The organism is Microbulbifer maximicatervae (SeqCode) (assembly GCF_052466985.1).
Map to the genome: position 1 here is coordinate 1,604,273 of NZ_CP174298.1, position 25,834 is coordinate 1,630,106.

Genomic DNA, 25,834 nt, shown 5'->3' on the forward strand with positions numbered 1-25,834 from the left:
GGCGCTGTGAAGTATCTATAAATTGCTCAACTTTATTCAAAACTGCTCTGTTATTGTGGTGGAACAACCAAAAAGGCGTAAGTCGCAGCCAGTGAGTGGGCGTGACTGTGCTAAGATTGGCGCCATTCCCACCATCGGCAAAAGATCGACAATATAAGGATTGGTAAATGTCCCAGCAGTCCCGCGACCAACGTCTCGAGCAAATTAATGCCGCGCTTGCGCAGCGTATCCTGATCCTGGATGGCGCTATGGGGACGATGATCCAGAGGGAGAAGCTGGAAGAGGCCGATTACCGGGGTGAGCGCTTCGCCGACTTCCCACGCGACTTGAAAGGCAATAACGACCTGCTCAGTCTGACCCGCCCGGAGCTAATCGAAAAGATTCATCGGGAGTACCTTGAGGCGGGCGCGGACATTATCGAAACCAATACTTTTAACGCGACCCAGCTGTCCCAATCTGATTACGATATGGAACACTTGGTAGTAGAGATCAACCGGGCCTCCGCAGAGATCGCGCGCCGTGCAGCAGATGCACTCTCTACCCCAGAGCGCCCGCGCTGGGTAGCCGGGGTCATCGGCCCCACTTCCCGCACCGCCAGTATTTCACCAGACGTCAATGATCCAGGGGCACGCAATGTCACTTTCGATGAACTGGTAGAAAACTATGTAGAAGCGGGCCGCGCTTTGGTCGAAGGCGGCAGCGACCTGATCTTAATCGAAACCATTTTTGACACCCTCAATGCCAAGGCCGCTATCTATGCCATGCAGCAGCTCTTTGAGGAGCTGGGTTTCGAATTGCCAATTATGATTTCCGGCACCATTACCGATGCCTCTGGCCGCACCCTTTCCGGCCAAACGACTGAAGCTTTTTACAATTCCGTTGCCCACGCAAAGCCAATTTCTGTGGGGCTCAACTGTGCCCTGGGCGCCACCGAATTGCGCCCTTATGTGGAAGCCTTATCGGGCGCCTGTACCTCTAATGTCTCCGCCCACCCCAACGCGGGATTGCCCAATGAGTTTGGCGAATACGACGAAACCCCTGAGCAGACCGCCGCAATCGTAGCGGAATTTGCCCGCAGCGGATTTATTAATATCCTCGGCGGCTGTTGTGGCACCACCCCCGATCATATTCGTGCAATTGCCGACGCAGTGGCCGATATACCCCCACGACAGCAGCCGGAAATAAAACCTGCTCTGCGCCTGTCCGGACTGGAGCCATTTGTCGCCGATGAAAACGCCTTATTCGTCAATGTGGGCGAGCGTTGCAACGTCACTGGCTCCGCCCGATTTAAGCGCCTGATCCTTGAAGAGGACTACGACACCGCCCTGCAAGTGGCTGCCGCCCAGGTAGAGGATGGTGCACAGGTAATCGACTTCAATATGGATGAGGCGATGCTGGATGCCCTCGCCGCTATGCGCCGCTTCCTCAACCTTGCCGCTACCGAACCGGATATCGCCAAGGTGCCATTTATGGTGGACTCCTCCAAGTGGGAGGTGATCGAGGCCGGCCTGCAATGCATCCAGGGCAAGCCCATTGTGAACTCCATCAGCCTCAAGGAAGGCAAAGAGGAGTTTATCGAAAAGGCTCGACTGTGCCTGCGCTACGGTGCAGCTGTGGTGGTGATGGCTTTTGATGAAGATGGCCAGGCGGATACTTTCGAGCGCAAAATTGAGATCTGCAAGCGCAGCTACGATGTGCTGGTCGATGAAGTCGGCTTCGATCCCACCGATATTATTTTCGACCCAAATATTTTTGCTGTCGCCACCGGTATTGAGGAACACAATAATTACGCGGTGGACTTTATTGAGGCGTGCCGCTGGATTCGCGCAAACCTGCCCGGTGCCCAGATCAGTGGCGGCGTCTCCAATGTTTCCTTCTCTTTCCGGGGCAACAATCCGGTACGTGAAGCCATTCATTCAGTATTCCTGTTTCACGCTATTAAAGCCGGCCTGAATATGGGTATCGTGAACGCCGGGCAGCTGGCGGTCTACGACGAACTCCCAGAGGAGCTGCGGGAAAAAGTTGAGGATGTGATCCTCAACCGCAGCCCGGATGCCACTGAAGCCCTGCTGGAAATTGCCCCCAAATACCAAGGGGATGGCGGCGGTGCCACACGCAAAGAGGACCTTAGCTGGCGCCAATTGCCCGTGAAGGAGCGCTTGGCACACTCCCTTGTGAAAGGCATTAACAACTATATCGAGGAAGATACCGAAGAGGCCCGCGCAAGTTCCTCACGCCCACTGGATGTGATCGAGGGTCCACTGATGGACGGTATGAATATCGTCGGAGACCTGTTTGGCGAAGGGAAAATGTTCTTGCCCCAGGTAGTGAAATCCGCCCGGGTTATGAAACAGGCGGTAGCCTACCTACAACCCTATATTGAAGCGGAAAAAACCGAAGACAGCCGCTCCAACGGCCGTATCCTGATGGCCACTGTTAAAGGGGATGTGCACGATATTGGCAAAAATATTGTGGGCGTGGTGCTGGCCTGCAACAACTATGAAGTAATCGACCTCGGCGTGATGGTGCCAGCGGAAACCATTTTGCAAACTGCAAAGGAAAAGGAGTGTGACATTATCGGCCTGTCCGGCCTGATCACCCCGTCCCTGGATGAAATGGTTCACGTAGCCGCCGAGATGGAGCGCCAGGGGTTCGATATCCCATTGTTGATCGGCGGAGCCACCACCTCCAAAGCCCATACCGCCGTAAAAATTGATCCTCAATTCCACTGCAACCAGGTGGTGTATGTAGCCGATGCATCCCGCGCCGTAGGCGTGGCCAGCAGCCTGATTTCCAATGAGCTGCGCCCAGCCTTTGTGGAAAAAATCCAGGCCGAGTATGACAAGGTGCGCACCCGCACCGCCAACCGCAAGCGCAATGACACCCGCTTAACCTACGAGGAAGCGCGGGATACTGCCCCGGAATTTGATTGGAAAAACTACCAGCCAGCACGACCCAATAAGCTGGGCCTTACCGTGATCGACGATTTCCCTCTGGAGAAACTGCTCGACACTATGGACTGGACGCCTTTCTTTATTTCCTGGGATTTGGCGGGTAAATTCCCGGCAATCCTTGAAGACGAAATTGTGGGAGAAGCCGCTACCGATCTCTACGACAACGCCCAGCGTATGTTGAAAGAGATTATCGATAAAAAGCTATTGCGCGCACGGGCCGTATTCGGCCTATGGCCAGCCAATAGCGTCGGCGACGATATCATCGTCTACAAGGATGAAAGCCGCAGTGAGGAGCTGGCTCGCCTTCACCATATGCGCCAGCAGGTACAGAAACGCGGTGGTGATGGCCTTTGCCGCTCCCTGGCAGATTTCGTCGCGCCGCTTGAGTCCGGCCAAATAGACTATGTGGGCGGCTTCGCGGTTACCACTGGCATCGGCGCAGACGAGTTAGCAGACACCTACGAAGCCAAGCACGACGATTACAACGCCATTATGGTAAAGGCCCTGGCAGACCGTATGGCAGAGTCCTTTGCTGAGACACTGCACCGCTTGGTGCGAAAAGAATATTGGGGCTATGCCGAAGACGAAACCCTCAGCAATGAGGAGCTGATCAAGGAAGCCTACCAAGGCATCCGCCCAGCCCCGGGCTATCCCGCCTGCCCCGATCATTCGGAAAAAGCTACCCTGTTCAAATTGCTACAAGCGGAGCAAAATGCAGGCGTCAGCCTTACCGAACACTTTGCCATGATGCCCGCAGCTGCGGTGAGCGGTTGGTACTTCGCCCACCCCCAGGCAAAATACTTCAATGTGGGCAAGATCGGCAGGGATCAGCTGCAAAGCCTGGCTAAACGAAAAGGGGTCAGCGAACCGGAATTGGAGCGCTGGCTACGTCCCAACCTCGAGGAGTGAGCCTGTGGAAGATAATAATAAGAAAGCGAAAAAGCCCAATTTCGGCCAGGTGGTAGTCAGTACCCTGGCCGCCGCAATTGGCGTGCAGAGTGATAAAAACCGCGAAAGGGATTTTCAAAGCGGCAGTATTATGACGTACGTTATTGCTGGCGTTGTTTTTACCGCCGTATTTGTAATCGGATTGGCTCTTATTGTGAAAATAGTACTCGGCAATATGGGCTAAGATCGCAAAGTGCTTTTCATCAGCTAGCAGCTACACAAATAAGCTGAGCGAAATGCTAATGCCCGGGACTACACAACTCCGGGCCAGCGGCGGGCTAGCGCGTGGCCACCCAAAAAACACAGGTGGCTACGAAAATTGCGACCAGTGCTACAGCAGCAATTGCATCCACTACATTATCGTCTTCAGAAACTACAGCTACTTCATCATTCATCGAATCTCTCCGATCGTTCTTTATTGTTATTTAAAGTAGTTGGGCCGCTGGATGCGGCAACCCAAGTAGAGCAAATCAAGTCATCAGTTGCAAGGCGGGGCCGGCAAACAACCTTACCGACCCAACTGCCACTCTACGCCTGCCCGGAATAGAGAGCGATATGAAACCCTCCGGTGAGAGCCTGGCCAGTCTTAGCAACCTGTGTACGGCTGTTAACATCGACATTCAGATTGCCCCATTTATTTGGGGAAACTGACATAATTCCATTAACACCTTTGCCCTTGTTAACACTCGTCATATTGCAAAACACCACGGCTCCACCACCACTCTTGTTCGTCGCCAGAGAACCTGGACTCGGGCTTGAGCCATCGGAAATCAGAATATGTACATCGACAGTTTTACCACCCAGCGAGTTTTTTAGAATCCTATTGTTATGATCCAAACAAATATCAATGCCAAAAGTTAAGCCCTTGTACGAAAAAGTACTGTCACTTGTCTTGGTCGAGAAAGCGTCATCCGTCTGATACTTATCATTGCCAACTTTATATTTCTTCAGCAGGAAATTGCCACCGGCCAGGATAGGAGCAATGCTTAAGTAAGATGCTGAAGAAAAACATCCACCACCTTTTGTGTAAGCAATAGTCCCTGCAACAATCAGAATGTTCGGGTACTGACGGGAAGCTCTGCGCAGGCCGGAATAAATATCACTCTTGGAGCCCTTGCTTAAAGAGTCGATGTGATTAGTTTTTGCTTTAGAGGCATACCCTGAAAAGTAATACTCCGGCGCAACCAACATCTTGATATATTTATCGTCGGAGTACTCTTGCATCATGGCTTTAGCGCGAGCCAAGGCCCCCTCAAACACATCGAAATTACTGTTACTCACACCAGTAAACTTTGATGAATCATCAAACTCAATCATCGCCGCAAGGATATCTTTAGCCATCCCGCTTACCTCTTATATTTTTTTAGGAATTCACTCACTGACTTACCCACTGACCAGCCTCATATATGACTGGCGATTCGCACTTTATATCACCGCAAGTAAACTGACAGGCGGTATCAATTCACAACCAACCGAATTAGCGTCGATTTGCCAGGCCCCGAAGTGGAGTCGCTACACTCAACAGGTAAGTTGCGGCTAAAAAACAGACAGGACGGCATAGATAGCCATTACTCCAACGCTCCTCGAATCTGCAACAACAGACAAGCACTATGCTGATAAATCTCTCTTATAACTGTTGGTTACAGATATAGCGGAAAATATTGTTATTTATTGCATAAGAGCGCTGGTATGTTATGCGCCAGCGGAGAATCGTCCGGGGCCCGCCCCTTTCTCCACCATCAGCGCACAAAGGCAATGGAATCAAGCTGTTATGTATCGATACGACGACCGGGACCGCGCCATCATCAACGATCGCGTAGCCCAGTTCCGCGGCCAAACGGAACGTTACCTTGCCGGCGAGTTGAGCGAGGAGCAATTCCTGCCGCTGCGCCTGCAAAATGGCCTCTATATTCAGCGACTGGCCCCCATGTTGCGTATTGCCGTTCCCTACGGTCTGCTCAACAGTGCCCAGTTACGCCGTCTTGCTCGCGTAAGCCGCGACTACGACAAAGGCTACGCCCACTTCACTACGCGCCAGAACCTCCAGTACAACTGGCCGCAGCTGGAAGACGTACCCGCTATTCTCGATGAACTGGCGGAAGTGGAAATGCACGCGGTACAAACCAGCGGCAACTGTATCCGAAATACCACCTCGGACCCCTACGCCGGCATTGCGCTCGACGAAATTGCCGACCCGCGCCCCTACTGCGAGCTGATTCGCCAGTGGTCTACATTCCACCCAGAATTCGCTTTCTTACCGCGCAAGTTCAAGATCGCCGTCAGTGGTTCAGAGCAGGACCGCGCCGCCATCCGCGTACACGATATCGGTGTACAGATCGTCAAGCGCGGTGAAGAGATTGGCTTCCAGGTATTGGTAGGTGGCGGTCAGGGCCGCACACCGGTTATTGCCGAGACCATCCGCGACTTCCTGCCGGAAGAAGACCTGCTCTCTTACCTTGAAGCGATTGTCCGCGTTTACAACCAGCTAGGTCGCCGCGACAACAAGTACAAAGCGCGTATTAAAATTCTGGTCAAGGCCCTCGGCCCGGAAGAGTTCGGCCGCCGCGTGGAAGAAGAGTGGCAACATATTAAAGACGGCGCTGAAAAGTTAACCCAGGAAGCATTGGATTGGGCTAAATCCTTCTTCACTGCCCCGGAATATCGCGAGTTTGACGGATCAGCTGCTGAAGCGGCACTGCAACAACAAGCCGACAGCGACAAAGCCTTTGCCCGCTGGCTTGAACGCAACACCTACCCGCACCGGGTACCCGGTTATCGCGCAATTAAGTTGTCCACCAAACCCACTGGTGTCCCCCCAGGTGATGTAACCGATGCCCAATTAGAGGCTATTGCTGATCTTGCCGATACTTTTAGCTTTGGTGAAGCTCGGGTAACTCACGACCAGAATGTGGTACTCGCAGACGTCGAGCAGGACAAACTGTTTGAACTCTGGCAACAGGCCCGCAAGCACGGTTTCGCCACACCGAATATCGGCACCCTGACCGATATGATTTGCTGCCCCGGCGGTGACTACTGCTCACTTGCCAACGCCAAGTCCATCCCGGTAGCCGAAGCCATCCAGCGTCGCTTTGACGATATGGACTACCTGTACGACCTGGGTGACCTCAACCTCAATATCTCTGGCTGTATGAATGCCTGTGGCCACCACCACGTGGGACATATCGGCATCCTCGGCGTCGACAAGAAAGGCGAAGAGTTCTACCAGATCCAGCTGGGCGGCAGTGCATCCAACGAGGCCAGCCTGGCCAAGGTATTGGGCCCCAGTTTCTCCCGCGCTGAAGTGCCAGACGTGATCAGCAAAATCCTCGACCTCTATGTCGAGCAACGCCAAACGGAAGAGCCCTTTATAGACACCTACAACCGCATCGGCCTTCAGCCCTTCAAGGAGAGAGTTTATGCCAAAGCCAGCTAAACTGGGCCCACAGCCGGGCAACCCCGCAGAACTGATCATCGATGGTGAAGTAAAGACCAACGAATGGCAGCTGGTACCCCAACTGGAAGCGGGAGAGGAGTTGGACCCAAGCACCCTGCCCTCCGGCAAAATTATCCTGCCACTGCGACAGTGGCTGGCGCATCGCGATGCGCTGTCATCCCGCAGTGACGAAGTCGGTGTTTGGCTGGACAGTGAAGAAGGTGCCGAGCAAATTGCGGAAGAAGCTCCCAAATTGCCGGTAATTGCCGTGCACTTCCCGGCATTTGCCGACGGTCGAGGCTTTACCGCAGGCCGTATGCTGCGCGAGCGCTACAGCTTTACCGGAGAGTTACGCGCAGTGGGCGGGTTTATGCGAGACCAGCTGACCTATTTACAACGCTGCGGCTTCAATGCCTACGCATTTGAAGGCGAGCAGCCTCTGGCAAGCCTTAAAGACTCGATGAGCGATTTTGGCGATAGCTACCAAACAGGGGTAGACCAACCGCTGCCCATGTTCCGTCGCCGCTTCTAAAGCTCAATTTAGACCTCTGAATACTCAGAGGTCTAAATTTCCACTTCCATCACGCCTCCAACCCCAATCCATTAAGTGCAAACTCCAAAGAGGGTTCCACCTCCTTGAGTTCCCGCCCGGATCGCAATACCGATGCTGTGCCATGCAACAAGGTAATCAGGTACATAGCGCACTCCTCGGCACGCCGATCCAGCCCTATAGCCTGGGACTCTTTATCAAAACGAAACAAGTCAACCAGTTGCTTTACCGCTTCTGCGTCAGCAGCTTTTAAAGCGTCAATGGCATCAGAAGGCAAAGCATCACCGGCAGTTTCCGATAATCCAAACGCCAGATAACAACCCCTCGGGGTTCCCTCCCCGGCCTGTCCTTTAACGGTAGCCAGCAAATAACTATGCAATCGCTGCCGCAACGGCACTCCCTCTTCCGTCAGGAACTGCATACGATCTTTGGCATATCTATCCAGGTACTGCCCCAATGAAAGAACAAACAGTTTCTCTTTATTGCCAAAAGAAGAATACAGACTTGGCTTATTAATCCCCATAGCCTTGGTCAGGTCGGCCATTGAGGCGCCCACATAGCCCTTTTTCCAAAAGACTTTCGTTGCTGATTCCAGCGCATGCGCCTTATCAAACTCCGGCTTGCGACCCGCCATTGGCAATCTCCCAAAAATTGTTTTGACAATATTGTACCGATCGGTAAGACTTAGCTCAAACCTTACCGATCGGTACAATATTGATCAACCCTTCACAGGAGAACAGAATTGAGCATTTCAATCGAAGGAAAAACTGCCCTTGTAACTGGAGCGAATCGCGGAATTGGCAAGGCAATTGTTGAGCGCTTTCTCGACGGTGGCGCAAAAAAAGTCTATCTGGCCGTGCGCAACCCAGAGACAACGACAGAACTGACAGAAAAATATGGCGACAAAGTAATCACATTGGAACTCGATGTGGCAAAAGCCCAAAGTGTAGGGGCGGCGGCAAAGGCGATTCAGGAATTGGATATTCTGGTGAACAATGCCGGGGTACTTGCGCCCGCAGACCCGCTTAGCGACCATGTAGAGGACTCCCTTAAGCAGGAACTGGAAGTGAATACCTTTGGGCTTGTCCGAGTAGCCAAAGCATTCACCCCCCATTTGGAAAAGAACAAGGGCGCCCTGGTACAAATGAATTCGGTCGTATCCTTGCGTACCTTCCCACACGTTAGCACCTACTCCGCATCCAAAGCCGCCAGCTACGCAATTACCCAGGCACTTCGAGAAACGCTTCAGGAGCGAGGCGTACAAGTATTGAGTGTTCACCCCGGCCCCATCAAAACAGATATGGCCAAACAGGCTGGGCTGGAGGACGGAGAATCCCCCAGTGCAGTGGCTGAGGAAATTGTTGGCGCGCTAAAAAATGGGGATTTTCACCTCTTCCCGGATGCCATGTCGCAGACTTTTGAAGCCGCTTATCAGAGCTTCTCTGATTCGGTGATCACCGCAGACCTTAGCGAATAACACGGCCGAAGATTGTCTGAGTAAGAAGTAACACAAGCCTCGAAGGAACCCGGTCTAGGGTTCTTTCAAGAGGCTGGAAAATTCCTCTGAAGCCATAACGGGTACAAACTCAGTGATCGTAAAAGTCGACGCCCCATGTTTTGTAAAAGGGTCTTCTTCCAGAACCTTTCTCAGCACCTCCTCAGAGGGGTGACGTGAAATAATTATCGCGCCAGTTCTAGGCTCTTTCGCTCCCCCAAAAAGCAGGTCTCCCGATTTATAGTGCCCCTCCAGGTAGCTCACATGCTCCGCCATTAACTCTGGGGTCAGTTTTTTAAGATCCGGGAAATTCAAGTTCACTAAAAACATAACATCTCCCCCCTCCTTAGGGGCTATATATCAACTCTTTACACCACTTTAAGCTTGCAGAAATAGCCTCCACCAATCTAATAGATAGCAAATCTTTCCACCTTGGCGATAGAGGATAATCCCCAAGTAGTAGCTTAAATGGAAACCATCGGAGATTGATGATCGGGCATCACTTAATTTAATGGTGCCATCAAGTACCTTTCTTTAGGCAATAGTGCTAAATAGACGATACTTCAGATTAATCAAGTTACATGTGGCCTGAAGAGCTTCATCTGCCTTCCAGGCTATGGTGTCCCCCTCAAAGCCACATACCAAACTCCCCTCAAAACATTTGGGGATTAATGAGATGGCACTCCCTCTTTGGGCTCACTCTTAAGACTGTTAATGCGAACTCATCTTTAGAAGGTGTAAAAACTGTTCAGAGGCCATAACAGGCTCAAATTCGGTTAGCGAATAAACTGCCACTCCACTTTTTATAAAAGGGTCCTCATCAAGCACTCTCCGCAATGCTTCTTCACTGTTGTGGCGAGAAACAATAATCCCTCCAGTCCTGGGATTTTTCCTTCCTCCAAAGAGCAAACTTCCAGACTTATACTCTCCTTCCAGATAAAGCCTATGCTCCGCAGTCAGTTCTGGGGTTAGCTTTTTCATATCCTTAAAATGCATATCCACTAAAAACACACCCATTCCCTCTTCTCTAAAAACACTATAAGATTGCTACTGATTTCGTAGCAACTGTAACGCTACTAATTTAGAAGCGCAAGAACCATGGCAACTCCTCTACCGAAAAAAACTGTCAGAGGCTCGACTAGCGGCATAGCCATTATGGCTGTATTCGATCTGCTCGGGCGAAAATGGAATATGAGAATACTGTGGGAACTGAGGAACACACCCCGGAGCTTCAGGGAACTCCAAGCCCAGTGTGATGCCATGTCCCCTTCGGTACTAAATACAAGAATCAAACAGTTGAGCGAAGCTAAATTGATTAATAAGTGTACGAATGGATATCAACTGACAGATCTGGGAGTTTCGTTAATGGAAACCCTTGATCCGCTGAGGGAATGGGCTAATAACTGGGAGGAATCCCTCAAGGCCTAATAGACACTCTGTAAAAGCCAAAACCCAAGAGCTTTGCAGCCTAGATGCCGCTGGGTTCTTGGAGGCAGGCCAACTATCGCGACAAAATGGACTGAACCGATGGGGCAGCCTCATTATCACTCGCATCATGCGCTAGCGAAAACGAATAATATTAATCGCCGCGCAAATCAAATCTACGAATAATTCTGCCAAACAATGCACCTGCTAACCATCAAGGGTAAAGGAGGGGTCAATCTCTTTAGAAGTCACCAAACCACTGCTCTTAAGGGCACCCTTATGAGTTACCTTTTTGTGCCCGTAAGTAGCGAGTCATGGGGATTACAGGGAGATAAATTGAGAGAAATGTGATTTTCAGAAGTTTCCTTAACCCAAAAACAGCTATGCGCTGCACCCCCTACTTTTGATTGTTAAGGTCACATTTCTGGCATTTTTTCAAATTTTTGTAATTCCGGGTCCATATAGTCCCAAGATGCACCACTACCAGCATATACCACCATTGTCGGGTTGAATTGCTCCAGGTCATGAAGACTTCCAGCGCGGATAAATTCAAACTGCGGCATACCGCTATTTTCCGCATAAATATGCGAACCGCAGCGAGGGCAAAAACCTCTCCTTACTGTATTGCCGCTATCTGTCTGCTTCTCATGAAATGCAAGATCGCCACTAATGGTTAAGCTTCCGCGAGGAATAGCAATGTTAGCGATGTGTCCAGCCCCACTAATTTTCTGACAATCTGTACATTGACAATGACCCGCCATTACCGGCTCTTCGGAGCAAGAATAACTAATATAACCGCACAGGCATTCTCCAGATATTTTGGACATAAATTTCTCCTGTTACTTACGAAGTTGAAGCAACCTTAGCCTAAATCAATAACTTCAACTTCGCAAGTAACTAGGCTAGTATTTCATTTTCTGGCAGTAAGAGTGTGAGCATGAGTCCTGATAATCAATTTTTACGTTCGGGATGCCCTATCGTGAACGGACTGGACGTATTCGGCGATAAATGGACATTAGTTATTCTAAGAGACTTACTGTGTGGTAAAGAGACCTATAGCGAGCTAGCTGACTCACCAGAGAAAATACCAACCAATAGACTAGCAGAAAGATTAAAAATGCTAGAAACAGAGGGAATGTTGGTAAGGGAACAATATCAATCAAAGCCTAAGCGATATAAGTACCTGCTAACACAGAAAGGCAAGGATGTCTTACCGATTCTTCAGGCAATCGCCAAATGGGGAAATACATATTTTGAAGGCTCATGGATTCCCCCGAAGTGGTTCATGGAAACCTAACCCTTTGATTCCGGGCCAGAAGCGTAACAATACCGTAGGGCCAAGCTAAGCTGAAAATTTAGCGATAACAGCAACTTTTATGCATTTTTACTTTGTAATTGCTCTCTATAAATGGCCAGAAGCTTATGATATTGACTCTGCTTGTTATGCTCCCCCCCCAATCTCATTAAGAAACCCTCCTGAATCACTAACGAACCTGGCGGCAGTTGATACTAAGAGTATACTGTTTTACTTGAACACTTTTGCCCCTAAGGGCCCGGCAGCTCAGTGCCGCCAGACTCTATGGATCAGCTCATCTATAGAGACAAAATAGACTGAACCGCTGCGACAACCTCATTATCACTCGCATCATGTGCTAATGAAAACGAATGATATTCATCGCCCCGCAGACCAAATCTGCGATCAATTTCAACCAAACAGTGCACCTGTTCACCATCAACGATAAAGGAGAGTTCAATCTCTTTTGAAGCCAACAAGCCACTACTCTTAAACTCTATCTCCTGGTAGCATCCAGACCGGGAGACAAAATTGCTTCCACGCAAATGCCCCTTTTCAACATCCGCTTTTACCATTTTAAAGCCACTTTCCTCGACCATGGAAAGTACCTTCTCTACAACGGGTAAAGGTCTTATCCGCAAGGGATCCCTGTCTTTCGGATCCAGCGCAAAATCAATATCCAGGGAAGTTTCCAGCCACACATAGCTTTTATTTCTACGGGTGTTTAAAACAGTAACTGGCGTCTCTTCATGCAACGCCAACTGAAAAGGAACTTCCCGGCTCTCTCCAGCGCCAATAGTGAAAGGGTCCTGTACCTGTAATTCATTCAGTACAAAACGCTCATGGCTTACCCCTTCATCGGTCTCCACCTTGATCTCGGTGCAGAGCTTTAAACTTATAGCATCCACCTGCTGGTCGATATCACCACCAATGATATGGATAGCCCCTTCAATGATTCCACCCTGAACTTGCTCAGAGTTTTGTAGAACTGTATCAACTTTAGCTGCACCAATACCTATTGACGCTTTGAGTTTTTGAAACATAGACATACTTGGGGTACTCACCTAACCAAACAACCTGGCCTTAAAATATGGACTTCAACCTATTTCTTAGCCCAATAAATAGAGTCCAACATTAACATAAATCCAATTTAGGTAATACCAGGCCCAATAAGTTCATTTATGTCTTGAACTTCTACATAAATTATTGATAACACCTATACCTACCTCTACCAGGTTCAGGGAGAGCTTGCCTGATTAAAAAGGCATATTTTTATTACATATTTCCCCCAACAGTATAAAATTTAATGCTTGAATAAGGCCACTTACTTTTTCTAAATGTGTCATTTTTCGTTGGAATATCGGCAAAATCCTAACTGTTGTTAAGAAAATTCCAGCAGTACCATAGTATCTGAGCCCTATTTATACCGAAGAAGTAAAAATATGATCAGAAATAATTTCAAAATTACACCTTCTCACGCCTAGATCATGCTGCAAGGGCTAGACCACTATCTGCAGCATCAGAAGTCGATAACAAACCAAAGGTAGATTGTAAGTTTAAATCTGCAAATTGAGACTCTCCATCTCAGCCACTACGTATAGAAACTCCATTTACAGAAATTGAGAATAATCAATTTAGGGTACTCCTATTCACTTAGAACCCCCTAGAAACATTTCTCAAACCATTAAGCAAGGTTATGCACATTTTAATTATTTACGATGGAAAACCGGGCCATCTCAGTCCTTCTCTGGGGCTATACCAGCTACTCTCCCGCCACTCCAAGGGCAAATATTCTTATGAAATCACCACCAGTAAACCAGTTTTAAAGGCCCTAAATAAACCAATAAGACTATTGACTCGACATCTCGCCAGAAACGCACACAAATTTATCATGCTCTTTCACAGAAACCCCTCCTTCAAAAGAAAACCAGATCTAATTATTTCCTTTGGTGGGAATAGCGTTGCTGCGAACGTTGCACTAACCCAAAAAACACAATGCATGAATATTGCCATAGGAAATATTTACAGCTTCAGGAAAACCGACTTCTCTCTAACCCTATCTACCAAAGAGGACATTAAGAAATCTAGGCAATACCTTCCATTTAGCCGCATAGATGTAAATTTATGCGAAGCATTGGGCGACAACTTAAAGAAGAAACACCACAAACCCTTTTATACTTTACTTATCGGAGGCAATGGAAGCGGCTATAAATACACACGGAAGGATTATATAGATTTGATAGAAGAGCTAAAAAAAATAGCGATCTATCAAAATATTTCATGGCTAATTAGCACCTCAAGAAGAACCCCTAAATATGTGGCTGAGCTAATTGAAAGCAACATGCCATTTGATACATGCTTCAACTTGCTAGATTATGAGGCCCCCAATGCCAGCCTCGAAGAAATACTCGGTGCAAGTGAAGCTGTCTTTATAACCGAAGACAGTTCATCAATGATTTCTGAGGCCCTTGCCCTATCTAAACCTATATATACTTTAGTCCCCCAAGAGAATAACATCTACGGAGCCCACAAAACTCTCATCAATAAACTTTACAGTGAAACTTATATAAAGAGGATGGAGATTTTCGAACTGGCCAAGACCTTTAATGATTCTCTATCAAAAGATTTCAACTTAGATTATGGATACCATTCTAAAGCAAGATACGATGAAATTATCTCTGCGCTTGACATCAGCAGCAATGGTAGGTGAGCGATCTCAACCCCTTAAATTGACCATCATGACGACAGGGACTTTAACACAAAGATCTATTGATATATAACCTGAGACAAACTTTTAACGGCAAGAGATCCTGCACATTCAAACTAGTCAATTGCAGTAGCAAAAACTACTAGCAGAAAATAATATTCTCTCTAGCCTCACCAAGCGAGTAGAACTTCATCAAAGGCCAACCTAAATTTTAATCTATACATCAACTGCCAACTCACAATTAAAAATACCGTTCTAAAAAATACAAGCAAGTATTTTGCGTGGAGAGCCAACCCCACACCACCCTGCACACTGTTAAAATGAGCCCATATCTTCCAGAGACCTTCTCAACAACCCCTTAATATAGTTGATGCGGCCTCCAAATTTAATTATTTCAATTTCTTCTTGAGAAAGGTCATTTTCCAACCAAATCTTAATACCTTTAGTCACATTTCTCAGCTCTAGTATCTTGTTACCCCCTGTACAGCTTGAAAGATCATAAAATTGAAGTTGATCATCTTTACTAAAGGCGTCAAAATCGCTTGGATTACAAAATGTTAAAATGAGAATTCCGTGGTCAATAAGATTCTTGCGATAGAGTCCAGCTACACTTTTGGCTATGACGCAGCGCACTCCCAAGTATCGCAGTGTAATTGAGGCATGCTCCCGGCTCGACCCATGACCTAAACTGTTGCCGGCAATAAGAAATATATCCTCCTTGGTGCTCAAAGCCCGCTGATAAAAAGATTCATCTACATTTGAAAAAGCAAAGCGGCTTAACTCTGGGACATTTGACCAATAAGGCAAAGCATCCGCACCTCCGGGAATAATATCATCGGTTGAGACATTATCCTCCAGCTTTAAAAGAGCTGGGCCTTCGATCACACTTAACATTTTTTCCAGAACTGGCAAAGGCTTGATGTTGGGGCCCTTTCTCACCTCAACTTTCACTGGTATTTCCTGCGGTGGCTCCAATAGTGATCGCATATCCATTAGATGTTCAGGCTCTTCAAATACCGGATAATCCATGTCTAAATTTCTGGGGTCAGTTATTTTTCCTTTCAGGGCGCTGGCCGTCGCAGTCTCTGGGCTGCATAAATAGACGCTATCTTCTTTGGTTCCCGAACGCCCAGAGAAATTTCTCGGCACAGTTCTAAGACTATTGTGCCCGCTAGCTGGGGCTTGCCCCATACCGATACAGCCACCACAGCCGGTTTCATGCAAGTAAGCCCCTGCACCAAGCAGTTTTTCAAGGTCACCATTATGAGTCAGCTCATGAAGTAGTTGGCGCGACGCGGGATTAATATCTAAAGAAATCTCGTGCGGTACAAAGAGACCATTTACCATCCGGGCGGGAATAGAAAAATCACGCAACCCAGGGTTAGCCGAAGAGCCGATATAGCTCTGAGAAACTGGCCTACCCTCAACTTCACGAACTTTAACAACCTTATCCGGCCGCGAGGGGCAAGCGATCATTGGTTCAATTTTCGATAGATCTAAAGTTGCAACCTCATCATAGGTTGCATCCTTATCGGCAAGCAACTCGACAAAGTCGTTCTCGCGCGACTGCTGCCGCAAGAAAAGCCTCACTTGATCATCAGCAGGAAAGACACTTGTTACGGCCCCCATTTCCTGCCCCATATTGGTGATTACGTGACGATCCATTGCTGTAAGGTTTGCCAATCCAGGGCCGTGATATTCAACAATCTTGTTCCAGCAACCTCTCAATGTATATCTACGTACAAGCTCCAAAATAACATCTTTAGCGCTTACCCATGGCTGTAGCTCCCCCTCGAAACGCACCCCCAAAATAGTTGGCATTACCAGAGAAAGCGGAAATCCCATCATTGCAAGCGCAACCTCAATTCCTCCGGCTCCTATTCCTAACATACCTAACGAGCCAGCAGCACATGAGTGGCTATCCCCACCTAAAAGGGTTTTACCGGGGATACCAAAACAAGCCATATGGACAGGATGACTAATACCATTTCCTGGTCGCGAGTACCATATCCCGTAGTTTCGACAGGAACTTTGCAGGAACACGTGGTCATCACCATTCTTATGGTCTGCCCTCAATACATTGTGATCCACATACTGAGCGCATATTTCTGCTTTCACCTGCCTCGCCCCCAAAGCTTCAAGCTCCAACATCACTAACGTGCCGGTAGCATCCTCACTGAGGACTTGGTCAATTTTAAGCTCGATAACACTTTGGGGAGCCATATTCCCTTTGACCAAATGACTTTCAATTAACTTTCTAGCTACGTTTAGGCCTGTCATTAAGTTACACTAACGAACTCTAATACTTACCCACCTAGACAACTTATTGGCCTAGCAATTCTGTTTTCGTTATCGACATAACTAGAAATAACGTATTAGTATAAATAAATATCCATTAGAATAATTAAATATATTTAGAAGCTTAAATCAAAGAAACTATTTTTATCTAAAACATGCACACCCAACAGCCTTCACAGCAACTCAAACCGCCTCATACGATAGAAAACTTCACCTTTCGGCACTACCAGATTGCTTGTCCCGTACAAACATCAAGAAGAATTACCCTGGCTGAATGTCATATATAGAGAAATACTCAACATAAGCATGTTAATATTCAGTTAATAGGAAATTCCAGCAGGATATTCGGAATTGAAAGTTTTACTTCTACCAGGACTTGATGGAACAGGAACACTGTTTTCAGGTTTGATTAAGGCACTACCAAAACAATGGACAACCGAAACTATCTGCCTTTCCAAGCTCCCAGGGGATAGTTACCTGGCTCAAGCTCAATCAATCGCCAAGAGCTATCTCAATGAGAAGACTTACATTATTGCTGAATCCTATTCAGGAAGAGTTGCATATGAGCTATCCCTTTTAGCTCCCGAGAAAATTTTAGGCATTACCTTTATAGCTAGCTTTATAAGCTCTCCTTCGCTGCTATCCAAGGCAGCACAACTAGCTCCAATCTCGCTTATAGACTGCCCATCTTTAACCAAAATCACACTAAATTTCTTTGGTTTCAATGGCAAAGGCAGTGACATACTCATTGACAGCACCTATAACGCCCTACTAAATACCAACAGAGGCAAACTAAAGCAAAGGCTTCATAATATCGCCTCTATCTCCAAACCATCCCAAAAATTGGAAATCCCTGCCGTCTATATCCGCCCGGATAGAGATCGACTTGTAAGTAAAAAAGCTGTCATCGATATATCTGCGATATACATCAACCTCAATGTCATTGATATTCCAGGTGGGCACTTTATTGCTCAGGCACACCCCAACAAAGTCGCGAGAATTATTATGAATTTTGCAGAAGGATTATTGCCACCCTAACTTACCTCTCAATTAATGATTATATGGCGAGAAATTCCACAAATAATCTCGCCTTAGAATCTAAACTGATATTCGTTCATAAAGTACCTCTTACCAATCTCGCTTCCCACAAAGTCCTCGGAGTTAACAGTGAGCAATAGAGAGCATATTTCCTTTCTAGAACCAATAAAAAATCCACCCGCTTACTCAATGGATAAAGAAAATAGAAAACTAGAACTTAAACTTGATGTACAGTACGAAAAGAATAACATTTTCAGTTTTTACAAAACCCATGACACACCAACCTGGACCCGTGTATTTTCATCATCAATCACTCAAGAAGCAGGTTTCACACTGACAGGCCCTACCATTGAAATTCGCGCTGATAGCCACCTTACTATCCAGACAAACAACCTGCTGCCAGAGGAAGACCCCCTCAATACACCCGCTACAATAAACTTCCCCCATGAGTTCAATACCTACAACTTACATACTCACGGGCTCCACGTCTCCCCAGAATCTCCGGCCGACAATGTCTGCATGAAGATCAAACCAGGGGAAAGTTATACCTACGAATACGACATTCCCAAGGACCAACCCCCAGGACTCTACTGGTACCACCCCCATAAGCACGGCTCTGTCGCTATACAAGTCGGCAGCGGGATGGCAGGTGCCCTAATCGTAAGAGATGAATTTGACGATGAACTTGAGGCAATGGGAGTTAAGGAACATATTCTTGTCTTCCAGAATATTGCCGTAGATGAGCACGGAAAAGTAGAGGATCAACACCAGGTCGCTAAGTTCCCAGATAGTGAATACTGTATTACCGTTAACGGGCAATACTGCCCTATCATTCATGCAACGGTGGGTGAGCTTCTCAATCTGAGACTTCTCAATGCTACCACCAGGACATCGATAGATATCGATTGCCCTTGGTTCGCGCAAATGTATATCTACGGGTTTGATGGAAACCCTACTGATGACTACCGCCTACAAGACGGAGTAAGCCTGGGCCCCGCTAATCGAGCCTCCCTTTTCTTAAAAATCAGTGAAGCCGCCACTCCGGGAGCTCATTTTTACATTTACAATAATGCGATTGAGTTCCAACAAATGCCGCATTATAAGTACCATAACAACAGTCCACTTTTTGTTATTGCCATTGCCCAGGGGGAGGAAATCGGAACGGCAATCTATGCCCCCAGCAAACCACCCGCCCGATGTGCACCCCCACCCTTCCCCAGCAGTTTTAAAGTGGACTTACTGAAACCTATTACAGATGATGAGATCACCAATACACGTCGACTCACTTTCCAGGCCAACACGCTTGATGACCCCCAAAAATATTATCGCGGGCTGAATGTCAGTATTGACCATTCACCATTCGAAGGGTGTGAAGTGGTTAATCATTACGTAGAGCTTGATGCAGTAGAGGAGTGGACCTTGGTTAATGAAAGTGAATTCCCCCACCCAATCCATATTCATGTAAATCCGTATTATGTTATCGAGGTGGTTGGAGAAGACCCCATGCACCACACACTCAAACTACCGTTTTGGTGCGACACCTTTCAAGTACCGCCCCATGGACATGTCAAATTCCGTACTCGTTTCAAAGATTTTACCGGAAAGTATCCTCTGCATTGCCACTTACTTTATCATGAGGATGGGGGTATGATGCAACATGTTAGAGTTGTCAAAGATGCCTCTGAGATTCCAAAATAGCCCACTTATCTAACCAGTCATTGAATGCAAGGATCGTTAAAGTCCCGTAAGAACTAACACTTACTGGGGGCCACTTTTTGCGGGTCATGTAACTTGGGCGGAGTTGCATTACCACAATGCTTACTCAACCAATCGCAAGCATGGATAATATCCTTTGCAAGGCCACTGATTGCATTCTGATTGAGATGAGGGCGAACAACAATTCTCAGAGAGTTTACAGACTGAGCGTTTGGCGGCATCGAATAGGCAGAAAGAACCCATCCCCGCTCACGTACTTTATTGGATACATCATATTCATTAAAATTTTTATATTTTTTATTCAGGGTCATGGCAACAACTGGGATTCTCTGGGTTTTATTCATTATTTCAAAGTACCCACTGGCCACCAGAAGTTGACGAAGAGTCTGCGCATTTTCCAAGGTGTGCTGCATAATCTGCCTGTACCCCTCATAGCCTAGACGTATAAAGTTGTAATACTGGTAGGCAACCGGCGATGCATTTCGGCTGAAGTTCAATGTGGCTGTAGGCATCTCCCCACCCAGGTAATTCACATAGAACATCAAGTCTTCATCAAAAACTGCTTTTTCACGAAAAATTATCCACCCCAATCCCGGCGGCACCAAGCCAAACTTGTGCCCGGAGGCATTGATAGATTTCACTCTTGGCAAACGAAAATCCCATTTATAATTCGGGTAGAGAAATGGATTAACAAATCCTCCCGACGCCCCATCAATATGCATAGGGATATCGTTTCCTGTTCTCTCTTCATACTTATCCAACCAGTTTTGAATCGCCCTAAATGCATCATCCTCACCGGTAAAGGTTTGCCCGGCGATAGCGACAACAGCGATGGTATTCTCATCGACCAATTCATCCAGATGTTCACTGGTAAAGCGGTAATGACCAGGCTTTAACGGTGCTATGCGCGGCTCCACATCAAAGTAGCGCATAAATTTGTCCCAAACGATCTGCACATTGGCTCCGGTAACCAGGTTAGGTTTTGAGCCGTCTTTGCCGGCTTGCTGCCTCTTCTTACGCCAATTCCACTTGTGCGCCAAACCAGCCAACATGCAGGCCTCTGACGAGCCTATGGTCGCTGCGCCGTATGGCTCTACTCCCTTAGGTCCATTCCAGAGGTTGTGTAACCAGCGAACCATTCGCGCTTCCATCGCAAACAGCTGTGGATACATGTCGTGATCAATATAGTTCTTCAGATAATGTTTCTTAGCGACCTCAAATGCTTCTGACTCAGTAAAAGTTGTGACAAACGAAGATAAGTTCATCGCAGGCTTTGCGTCAGCCCAGGTTTCACTGGTTACGATAGCCTCGGCAGCCTCTGCTGAAATACTACACCGGGGAAAGTGCTTTTCTGGGATATCTTCATTGTATTCGTCAAAGAACCTATCAAATGGAGATTGCTCTTTCACTACCTGCCTCCGGCTCACTCATCAATATCAGAAAATGACTGCTGTTGATGGCCACCCTCCCCCCGCCAGGAGGGATTGTGAAAATAGAAAATTAACAAGGGAACGGTGATCGCTATAGCAATTCCACCCAGATTGAGAGCAACATAAGTTACAGGATTTTTTATCGTGAGCTGTTCTGGCGGGAAAAATGAAACTACCAAGGCAAAAACAACGGAAATTAAGCCTATTCCGGCAACAATACAAACCCCTGGCAGCCCTCCCGGGATACGAAAACTTCTGGGTAAGTCTGGTTGCGTGATCCGTAACCGAATAACCGCAGCAAACATCATTATGTACATAATGATATATAAGCTAATAGCCATCACTGAAATCAAAACAAAAGCTGTAGATACATTATCCATTAAGATATAAATGGACGAGATTGCCGCTACCACTACAAACTGTGCAAGGAGAATATTTTTTTGTACACCCACCCGGTTTTCTCGCTGAAACCAGGGCGGCAACATCCCATCCTGGGCCGTAGCCAGTAGCCCTCGACTGGGGCCAGCCAACCATGCCAAGGCACCACTTAGTGCACCATAGCCAATTAGCCAGGAAAGTGCTTGCACGGGCCATTGAATCCCAAGTAGCTGCCCAAAAGCTCTTTCGTAAGCTGTAAATAAGCCAGTTTCTACAGATATCTCTTTATAGGGCAAAATTGCAGCAATAGAGAGAGCGCCGAGGGTGAACACCAGGATGGAAATAACGGCGGCGATGGCAATTACAGCTGGATATCCTCGACGGGTATCACGTAGTTCCGACACATGCGTGGCCTGTGCTTCCACACCAGCAAAGGCAAGTAATATACCCCCGAGAAAAGCAATAGCCCCCAAACCGTTAATATGGGGAAACCAGCGCGGGTGATCATAACCATCCCGACGCACTGCTACTTCCGGGTCGGTCAAGGTCTCCCAGCCAATAGGATTACCACTCACCACCCACCAAACAGCCAGGACAATCAAAATCAAACAGGGAAATACGATACCCACCAGAAATCCAAACTGTGCCACTTTTACCAGAAAGCGGGTTCCGGTAAGGGCAATCAATGTCGCTAGCAAATAGGCAAGAATACAAAACCCACCGATATAGTAGGTATTCTGGGCGATGGTATTATCGCCCACCGCATAAGCCACCGCCGCAGCGGCAAAACCCAACTCCGTGGGATACCAAACAATGCACTCGATCCATTGCAACCATATAGCGACAAAACCCACCTTCGGGGTAAAAGCTTCACCAACCCAGGTATAGACACCCCCAGTGCGCTCTGAAAAGGCACTGCCAAGTTCTGCCGACACGAGCCCTGCAGGAATCAAGAACAGCAATGCCGCAAAGCCGATATAGAAAAACATCGTCAGTTCTTCTTGCGCCATCATCGGCAGGGTACGCAAGCTGGTAACGACCGTTGCGGCAGTTAGGAGCCCGAGAGCAGCCACAGAAAACATCTTTCTGTTGGCAATATCCGGGGTGCTCGATGCACTGCTCCCTTTTGGTCGCACTGATGGGACCTCCCTGGAGTGCAATATTTTTGCGGCAGTACAAAGAAGCAAAGCCTATCGTGGGGGTCTGCGGGATAGATGGGATAACAGAGGTGCCGCTACCAAGGCATAAGCCGCCCTTTTGGCAACGGACTTATGGAAACATAGAATTCATAGCAAGTCGGTGCCCACACCATCTTTCACCCAAGGAGAAATCGGCCAGGGCAGCGGTATATGGCAGTTAGCCTGGAACCCCATGTTTGGTGTAGATATCGAAGCGGCCGGATTTCCCCTCCAAGGAAAGGTTGGGCTTCATATCAGCCAAATAGGGGGCAAGCTTAGGGCGCTTAACTACTGTGCGGTAGTAGCAGGCCGCCAAGGCAGGGCTCAATAAGCTATCTGCATCCTCATCAGTCCCAACCAAATGATGGAAGGCAGCCATTTCCTTTTTGACCTTGGCAGCTTTCCCCCGCGCAGGGAACATTGGATCCAGATAAATAACAGGGATGGATTCCTCCGATTGCAGCGCGAGCCACTCTGACGCCGCCGTACAGCAATCCACCAAGCTCATTCGCTCAGAAATTGCAGCCAACTCAGCATCCCCGATAGACGCCTGTCGCAGCCGGCGTATTCCATCTTTCAGCAATTGGAAAACAACCGGGTTGCGCTCCAGCATCTGCACCTCACATCCCAGCGCCGCCAGAACAAAGGCATCTCTACCCAAACCAGCGGTGGCATCGAGGACTTTGGGGTGGAAGCCAGAACGCAGACCAACAGCTTTTGCTACCGGTTGAGCTTTACCGCCGCCATACTTGCGGCGATGAGCAAGTGTTCCAGCAACAAAATCCACCCATACTGGCCCGGCTGCTTTGCGCCCGGTCGCACATAACTGCAGTTGCTCTCCGAGACACAACACTTGGGGAAAGTCGACCACATCAGCAGGAGAAATAGCTCCAAGGAGGGGGTAATCTAACTGAGCGGATAGTTCTTCCGCTGCGGAAACATATTCTGGCGCCGCAGCGACAATAGCCAACGATGGACTCACCTGCCCTCCAGGTAACATTGAAAAAGGGAGGCGATGCTAACCCGGTTTTTGTAACCATTCCAGAGCTTGAGCGGACTCCTCTTCGGGAAAGGGACGCACCTCAGCACTGATGAAGTGACAGGCAAGGTTGGGCATAAAGCGGAGGATAGGATTATCGGTAACCACGGCTATCCGGCGGATATGTCGTTGATGCTCTCGAATAAAGCGAAAATGAGAGATCATTGCGACGAAGCTCTCCCAGCCAGCAAAATCTCCCGCATTGACTAGCAACCCTTCTATACGTCCCCGCTTACTGATGATCGGATCAACTTGCGCGGCTAGCAACTGGAAGTCCTCAACGGTTAACTTCCCAACTGGTCTAACCTCGAGTATTCGATCACCCTGATGCCAGATATGCTCAATCATATTTTGAGAATGCGGCAGGGCCACACTTCTGTGCGGCCCTGCTTTTCGCTTAGCTCGATGTAGCTGAGTCATTACTATTGGTCAGTTATCATTACTTTCCATTCCCTCATCCTGACCGGTATCTGCCTCTGTATCTGTTTCAGTGCCATCGGCAGAGGCATCCATATCGTTAGTCGCTCCCTCTACAGCATCATTGGCTTCCTTCGTAGCATCATCTACGACCTTATCCGCTTGCTGATTTAGGTCGCCGCCCGAGTTATTGCTCGCGTCTGGCATGGCGCTAGAATCATTAGCATCCGGGCTCATGTTGCCATCTGCACCCATATTGTCGGACCCAGACATAGTAGCGTCAGGTGAGCTCCCGTTATCTGAAGACCCCGGAGGAGCGGGATCGGTTGAGTCAGAGTCCTGGGGCATTTGGGAATCGGGATTGCCCATACCATCAGGGGAATCCGAGGTATCTGCTGGGGCCATTGAGCCAGCGCTACTTCCTCCACTAGAGGGGGTAGAGGATCCCCTCATCTGTTCACTCTTCTGCTCCTGCTCCATCGAGTTATAGGCTTCTTTAGCCTTATGCTCGCCGCTGCGCGACATAAAATAACCGATGATCAGTAATAAAATGATCAGGGGAATCAGTAACTTCTTCATATCTGGACCTCTCGACCCCAGGCAAACTCAAAAGAAGACATTAATCATTAAAATCGAGCCGGTTACACAGTGCTGGTCGGTGTACTTTCTCGATAACAATCCCAAACCCTGACACTCCAGCCTGTTTACAACGGTGCGCAACTTAATGAGATGCAGCGCCTGTAAAAGAAGGTCGCGCCAATACTGATAAGAATAACCCTCCTTTGGGGTTCTTCAAGGAGGAGAGCCACTTCGTAGCAGGTTGGATTGCTGTAAAGAAAGAACCAGTTACAACTGATAGTTCTAACAGGTCTGCAAGAAAGCAACTTCTTAGCCCTGTTTAATAAACTTATTAAGTTGGGCAAGTATCGCGGTGGCGTCTGACTCAGCAATAACCGCCTCACAACTCCTCAGGTGTAACCTTCCGTAGCTATCCAAATTCGCAAAAATCAGATAGTTTTCACCTTGCTCCAGCTTTAAATCGCAGGATTCAAATCCCAGGCGGAAGGTGATCTCTCCACCCATTGGCCCCTTCCAAACCTGGCTGGGAACGGCAGAGTAGATATAGCCTGATATGGCTGTAATTCCCTCCTCAGACAGTGCGCTATCCACATCCCTGTGAACATCAATAATTTCTACTTGCGCCACAACCTCAGCTTGGGCAAAACGTAATTCCAAATGAGCAGTAGATGCCGAAGCTATGTCCTCAGTCGCATGCGCCGTGCTACTCACTAGGAGATATAAAATAACACTCACGATTTTGGAAAATGTCTCACAGGATATTTTTTGCGTCACAACCCTCTCCTTACTTATGCTCTTATCGCAGTAGACATAGCACAAGTAATTAGGATCGGCTTACTCTTTTTTACAGAGTCTGAAGGATAGCTAAGAGGTGAGGAAATTTGGCAGAAATTCCTCTAGCGTGAAAACCAATACAGTGGATAACCAAGCGGGCTGCTCAATGAGCAGCCCTGAT

Annotated in this window: 23 protein-coding genes; 10 read left to right on the forward strand and 13 right to left on the reverse strand. The window is 48.0% G+C overall.

All coding sequences use genetic code 11. The features are described from left to right. Positions 1 to 167: 167 nt before the first annotated feature. Positions 168 to 3,863, forward strand: a complete 3,696-nt coding sequence (metH, locus tag ACJJI3_RS07000) for a methionine synthase (protein ID WP_444941969.1) — start codon at positions 168 to 170, stop codon at positions 3,861 to 3,863. A 4-nt stretch (positions 3,864 to 3,867) separates the two neighbouring features. Next, positions 3,868 to 4,086: a DUF2970 domain-containing protein gene (locus tag ACJJI3_RS07005; RefSeq protein WP_413665506.1), complete on the forward strand. Its 219-nt coding sequence runs from the start codon at positions 3,868 to 3,870 to the stop codon at positions 4,084 to 4,086. Between the two features lie 344 nt (positions 4,087 to 4,430). Here ACJJI3_RS07005 and ACJJI3_RS07010 read toward each other — a convergent pair whose 3' ends face one another. Further along, positions 4,431 to 5,243 (reverse strand): carbon-nitrogen hydrolase family protein, encoded by an 813-nt coding sequence (locus ACJJI3_RS07010; protein ID WP_444941970.1) that lies wholly within the window; start codon positions 5,241 to 5,243, stop codon positions 4,431 to 4,433. A gap of 430 nt (positions 5,244 to 5,673) precedes the next feature. Here ACJJI3_RS07010 and ACJJI3_RS07015 point away from each other — a divergent pair, with 430 nt between their 5' ends. Further along, on the forward strand, positions 5,674 to 7,335 hold the full coding sequence (locus tag ACJJI3_RS07015; protein ID WP_444905527.1) for a nitrite/sulfite reductase: 1,662 nt from the start codon (positions 5,674 to 5,676) through the stop codon (positions 7,333 to 7,335). Continuing rightward, a complete protein-coding gene (locus ACJJI3_RS07020; RefSeq protein WP_444897573.1) occupies positions 7,319 to 7,867 on the forward strand; it encodes a DUF934 domain-containing protein in 549 nt (182 codons plus the stop codon). The genes ACJJI3_RS07015 and ACJJI3_RS07020 overlap by 17 nt, the downstream gene beginning before the upstream one ends. 49 nt (positions 7,868 to 7,916) lie before the next feature. On the opposite strand, the gene ACJJI3_RS07025 is transcribed toward ACJJI3_RS07020, so the two are convergent. Beyond that, on the reverse strand, positions 7,917 to 8,519 hold the full coding sequence (locus ACJJI3_RS07025; RefSeq protein ID WP_413665502.1) for a TetR/AcrR family transcriptional regulator: 603 nt from the start codon (positions 8,517 to 8,519) through the stop codon (positions 7,917 to 7,919). Between the two features lie 108 nt (positions 8,520 to 8,627). Here ACJJI3_RS07025 and ACJJI3_RS07030 point away from each other — a divergent pair, with 108 nt between their 5' ends. Beyond that, a complete protein-coding gene (locus ACJJI3_RS07030) occupies positions 8,628 to 9,362 on the forward strand; it encodes an SDR family oxidoreductase (protein WP_444941971.1) in 735 nt (244 codons plus the stop codon). 54 nt (positions 9,363 to 9,416) lie between these two features. Here the strand turns inward: ACJJI3_RS07030 and ACJJI3_RS07035 are convergent, their stop codons facing one another. Both ACJJI3_RS07035 and ACJJI3_RS07040 read right to left on the reverse strand, forming a co-directional pair. Next, on the reverse strand, positions 9,417 to 9,710 hold the full coding sequence (locus ACJJI3_RS07035) for a YciI family protein (RefSeq protein ID WP_413665500.1): 294 nt from the start codon (positions 9,708 to 9,710) through the stop codon (positions 9,417 to 9,419). Between the two features lie 381 nt (positions 9,711 to 10,091). Next, positions 10,092 to 10,397 (reverse strand): YciI family protein, encoded by a 306-nt coding sequence (locus tag ACJJI3_RS07040; RefSeq protein ID WP_444941972.1) that lies wholly within the window; start codon positions 10,395 to 10,397, stop codon positions 10,092 to 10,094. A gap of 138 nt (positions 10,398 to 10,535) precedes the next feature. Between ACJJI3_RS07040 and ACJJI3_RS07045 the strand changes: the two genes are divergently transcribed. Continuing rightward, positions 10,536 to 10,808 carry a winged helix-turn-helix transcriptional regulator gene (locus tag ACJJI3_RS07045; RefSeq protein WP_444942548.1) on the forward strand — a complete coding sequence of 91 codons (273 nt, stop codon included), beginning with the start codon at positions 10,536 to 10,538 and terminating at the stop codon, positions 10,806 to 10,808. 413 nt (positions 10,809 to 11,221) lie between these two features. On the opposite strand, the gene ACJJI3_RS07050 is transcribed toward ACJJI3_RS07045, so the two are convergent. Next, on the reverse strand, positions 11,222 to 11,632 hold the full coding sequence (locus tag ACJJI3_RS07050; RefSeq protein ID WP_444894122.1) for a GFA family protein: 411 nt from the start codon (positions 11,630 to 11,632) through the stop codon (positions 11,222 to 11,224). A gap of 110 nt (positions 11,633 to 11,742) precedes the next feature. Between ACJJI3_RS07050 and ACJJI3_RS07055 the strand changes: the two genes are divergently transcribed. Continuing rightward, complete coding sequence (locus ACJJI3_RS07055; RefSeq protein WP_444941973.1) at positions 11,743 to 12,102, forward strand: winged helix-turn-helix transcriptional regulator; 360 nt, start codon at positions 11,743 to 11,745, stop codon at positions 12,100 to 12,102. A 296-nt stretch (positions 12,103 to 12,398) separates the two neighbouring features. Here the strand turns inward: ACJJI3_RS07055 and ACJJI3_RS07060 are convergent, their stop codons facing one another. Then, positions 12,399 to 13,148, reverse strand: a complete 750-nt coding sequence (locus ACJJI3_RS07060) for a sporulation protein (protein WP_444941974.1) — start codon at positions 13,146 to 13,148, stop codon at positions 12,399 to 12,401. A 647-nt stretch (positions 13,149 to 13,795) separates the two neighbouring features. Here ACJJI3_RS07060 and ACJJI3_RS07065 point away from each other — a divergent pair. Continuing rightward, positions 13,796 to 14,809, forward strand: a complete 1,014-nt coding sequence (locus ACJJI3_RS07065; protein WP_413665494.1) for an ELM1/GtrOC1 family putative glycosyltransferase — start codon at positions 13,796 to 13,798, stop codon at positions 14,807 to 14,809. A gap of 312 nt (positions 14,810 to 15,121) precedes the next feature. Here the strand turns inward: ACJJI3_RS07065 and ACJJI3_RS07070 are convergent, their stop codons facing one another. Continuing rightward, positions 15,122 to 17,086: an aconitate hydratase gene (locus ACJJI3_RS07070; RefSeq protein ID WP_444941975.1), complete on the reverse strand. Its 1,965-nt coding sequence runs from the start codon at positions 17,084 to 17,086 to the stop codon at positions 15,122 to 15,124. A 369-nt stretch (positions 17,087 to 17,455) separates the two neighbouring features. On the opposite strand from ACJJI3_RS07070, the gene ACJJI3_RS07075 reads away from it, so the two are divergent. Together ACJJI3_RS07075 and ACJJI3_RS07080 are read left to right on the forward strand one after the other, a co-directional pair. After that, positions 17,456 to 18,142, forward strand: a complete 687-nt coding sequence (locus ACJJI3_RS07075; RefSeq protein ID WP_444941976.1) for an alpha/beta fold hydrolase — start codon at positions 17,456 to 17,458, stop codon at positions 18,140 to 18,142. A 129-nt stretch (positions 18,143 to 18,271) separates the two neighbouring features. Then, positions 18,272 to 19,840, forward strand: coding sequence for a multicopper oxidase family protein (locus ACJJI3_RS07080; RefSeq protein WP_444927576.1), 1,569 nt, complete (start codon positions 18,272 to 18,274; stop codon positions 19,838 to 19,840). A 53-nt stretch (positions 19,841 to 19,893) separates the two neighbouring features. Here ACJJI3_RS07080 and gad read toward each other — a convergent pair whose 3' ends face one another. The 6 genes from gad to ACJJI3_RS07110 form a co-directional block, all read right to left on the reverse strand. Beyond that, positions 19,894 to 21,267, reverse strand: a complete 1,374-nt coding sequence (gene gad, locus ACJJI3_RS07085; protein ID WP_413665490.1) for a glutamate decarboxylase — start codon at positions 21,265 to 21,267, stop codon at positions 19,894 to 19,896. A gap of 14 nt (positions 21,268 to 21,281) precedes the next feature. After that, the gene (locus tag ACJJI3_RS07090) at positions 21,282 to 22,802 is read right to left on the reverse strand and encodes an amino acid permease (protein WP_413665489.1); all 1,521 of its coding nucleotides are present in this window, start codon (positions 22,800 to 22,802) and stop codon (positions 21,282 to 21,284) included. 220 nt (positions 22,803 to 23,022) lie between these two features. Beyond that, positions 23,023 to 23,826: a class I SAM-dependent methyltransferase gene (locus tag ACJJI3_RS07095; RefSeq protein ID WP_444905541.1), complete on the reverse strand. Its 804-nt coding sequence runs from the start codon at positions 23,824 to 23,826 to the stop codon at positions 23,023 to 23,025. A gap of 36 nt (positions 23,827 to 23,862) precedes the next feature. After that, positions 23,863 to 24,231: a SpoIIAA family protein gene (locus ACJJI3_RS07100; RefSeq protein ID WP_413665487.1), complete on the reverse strand. Its 369-nt coding sequence runs from the start codon at positions 24,229 to 24,231 to the stop codon at positions 23,863 to 23,865. Between the two features lie 81 nt (positions 24,232 to 24,312). Continuing rightward, entirely contained in the window at positions 24,313 to 24,879 is a 567-nt protein-coding gene (locus ACJJI3_RS07105; protein ID WP_444941977.1) for a hypothetical protein, read from the reverse strand. Between the two features lie 309 nt (positions 24,880 to 25,188). Beyond that, positions 25,189 to 25,653, reverse strand: a complete 465-nt coding sequence (locus ACJJI3_RS07110) for a netrin-like domain-containing protein (RefSeq protein ID WP_413665485.1) — start codon at positions 25,651 to 25,653, stop codon at positions 25,189 to 25,191. Between the last annotated feature and the right edge of the window lie 181 nt (positions 25,654 to 25,834).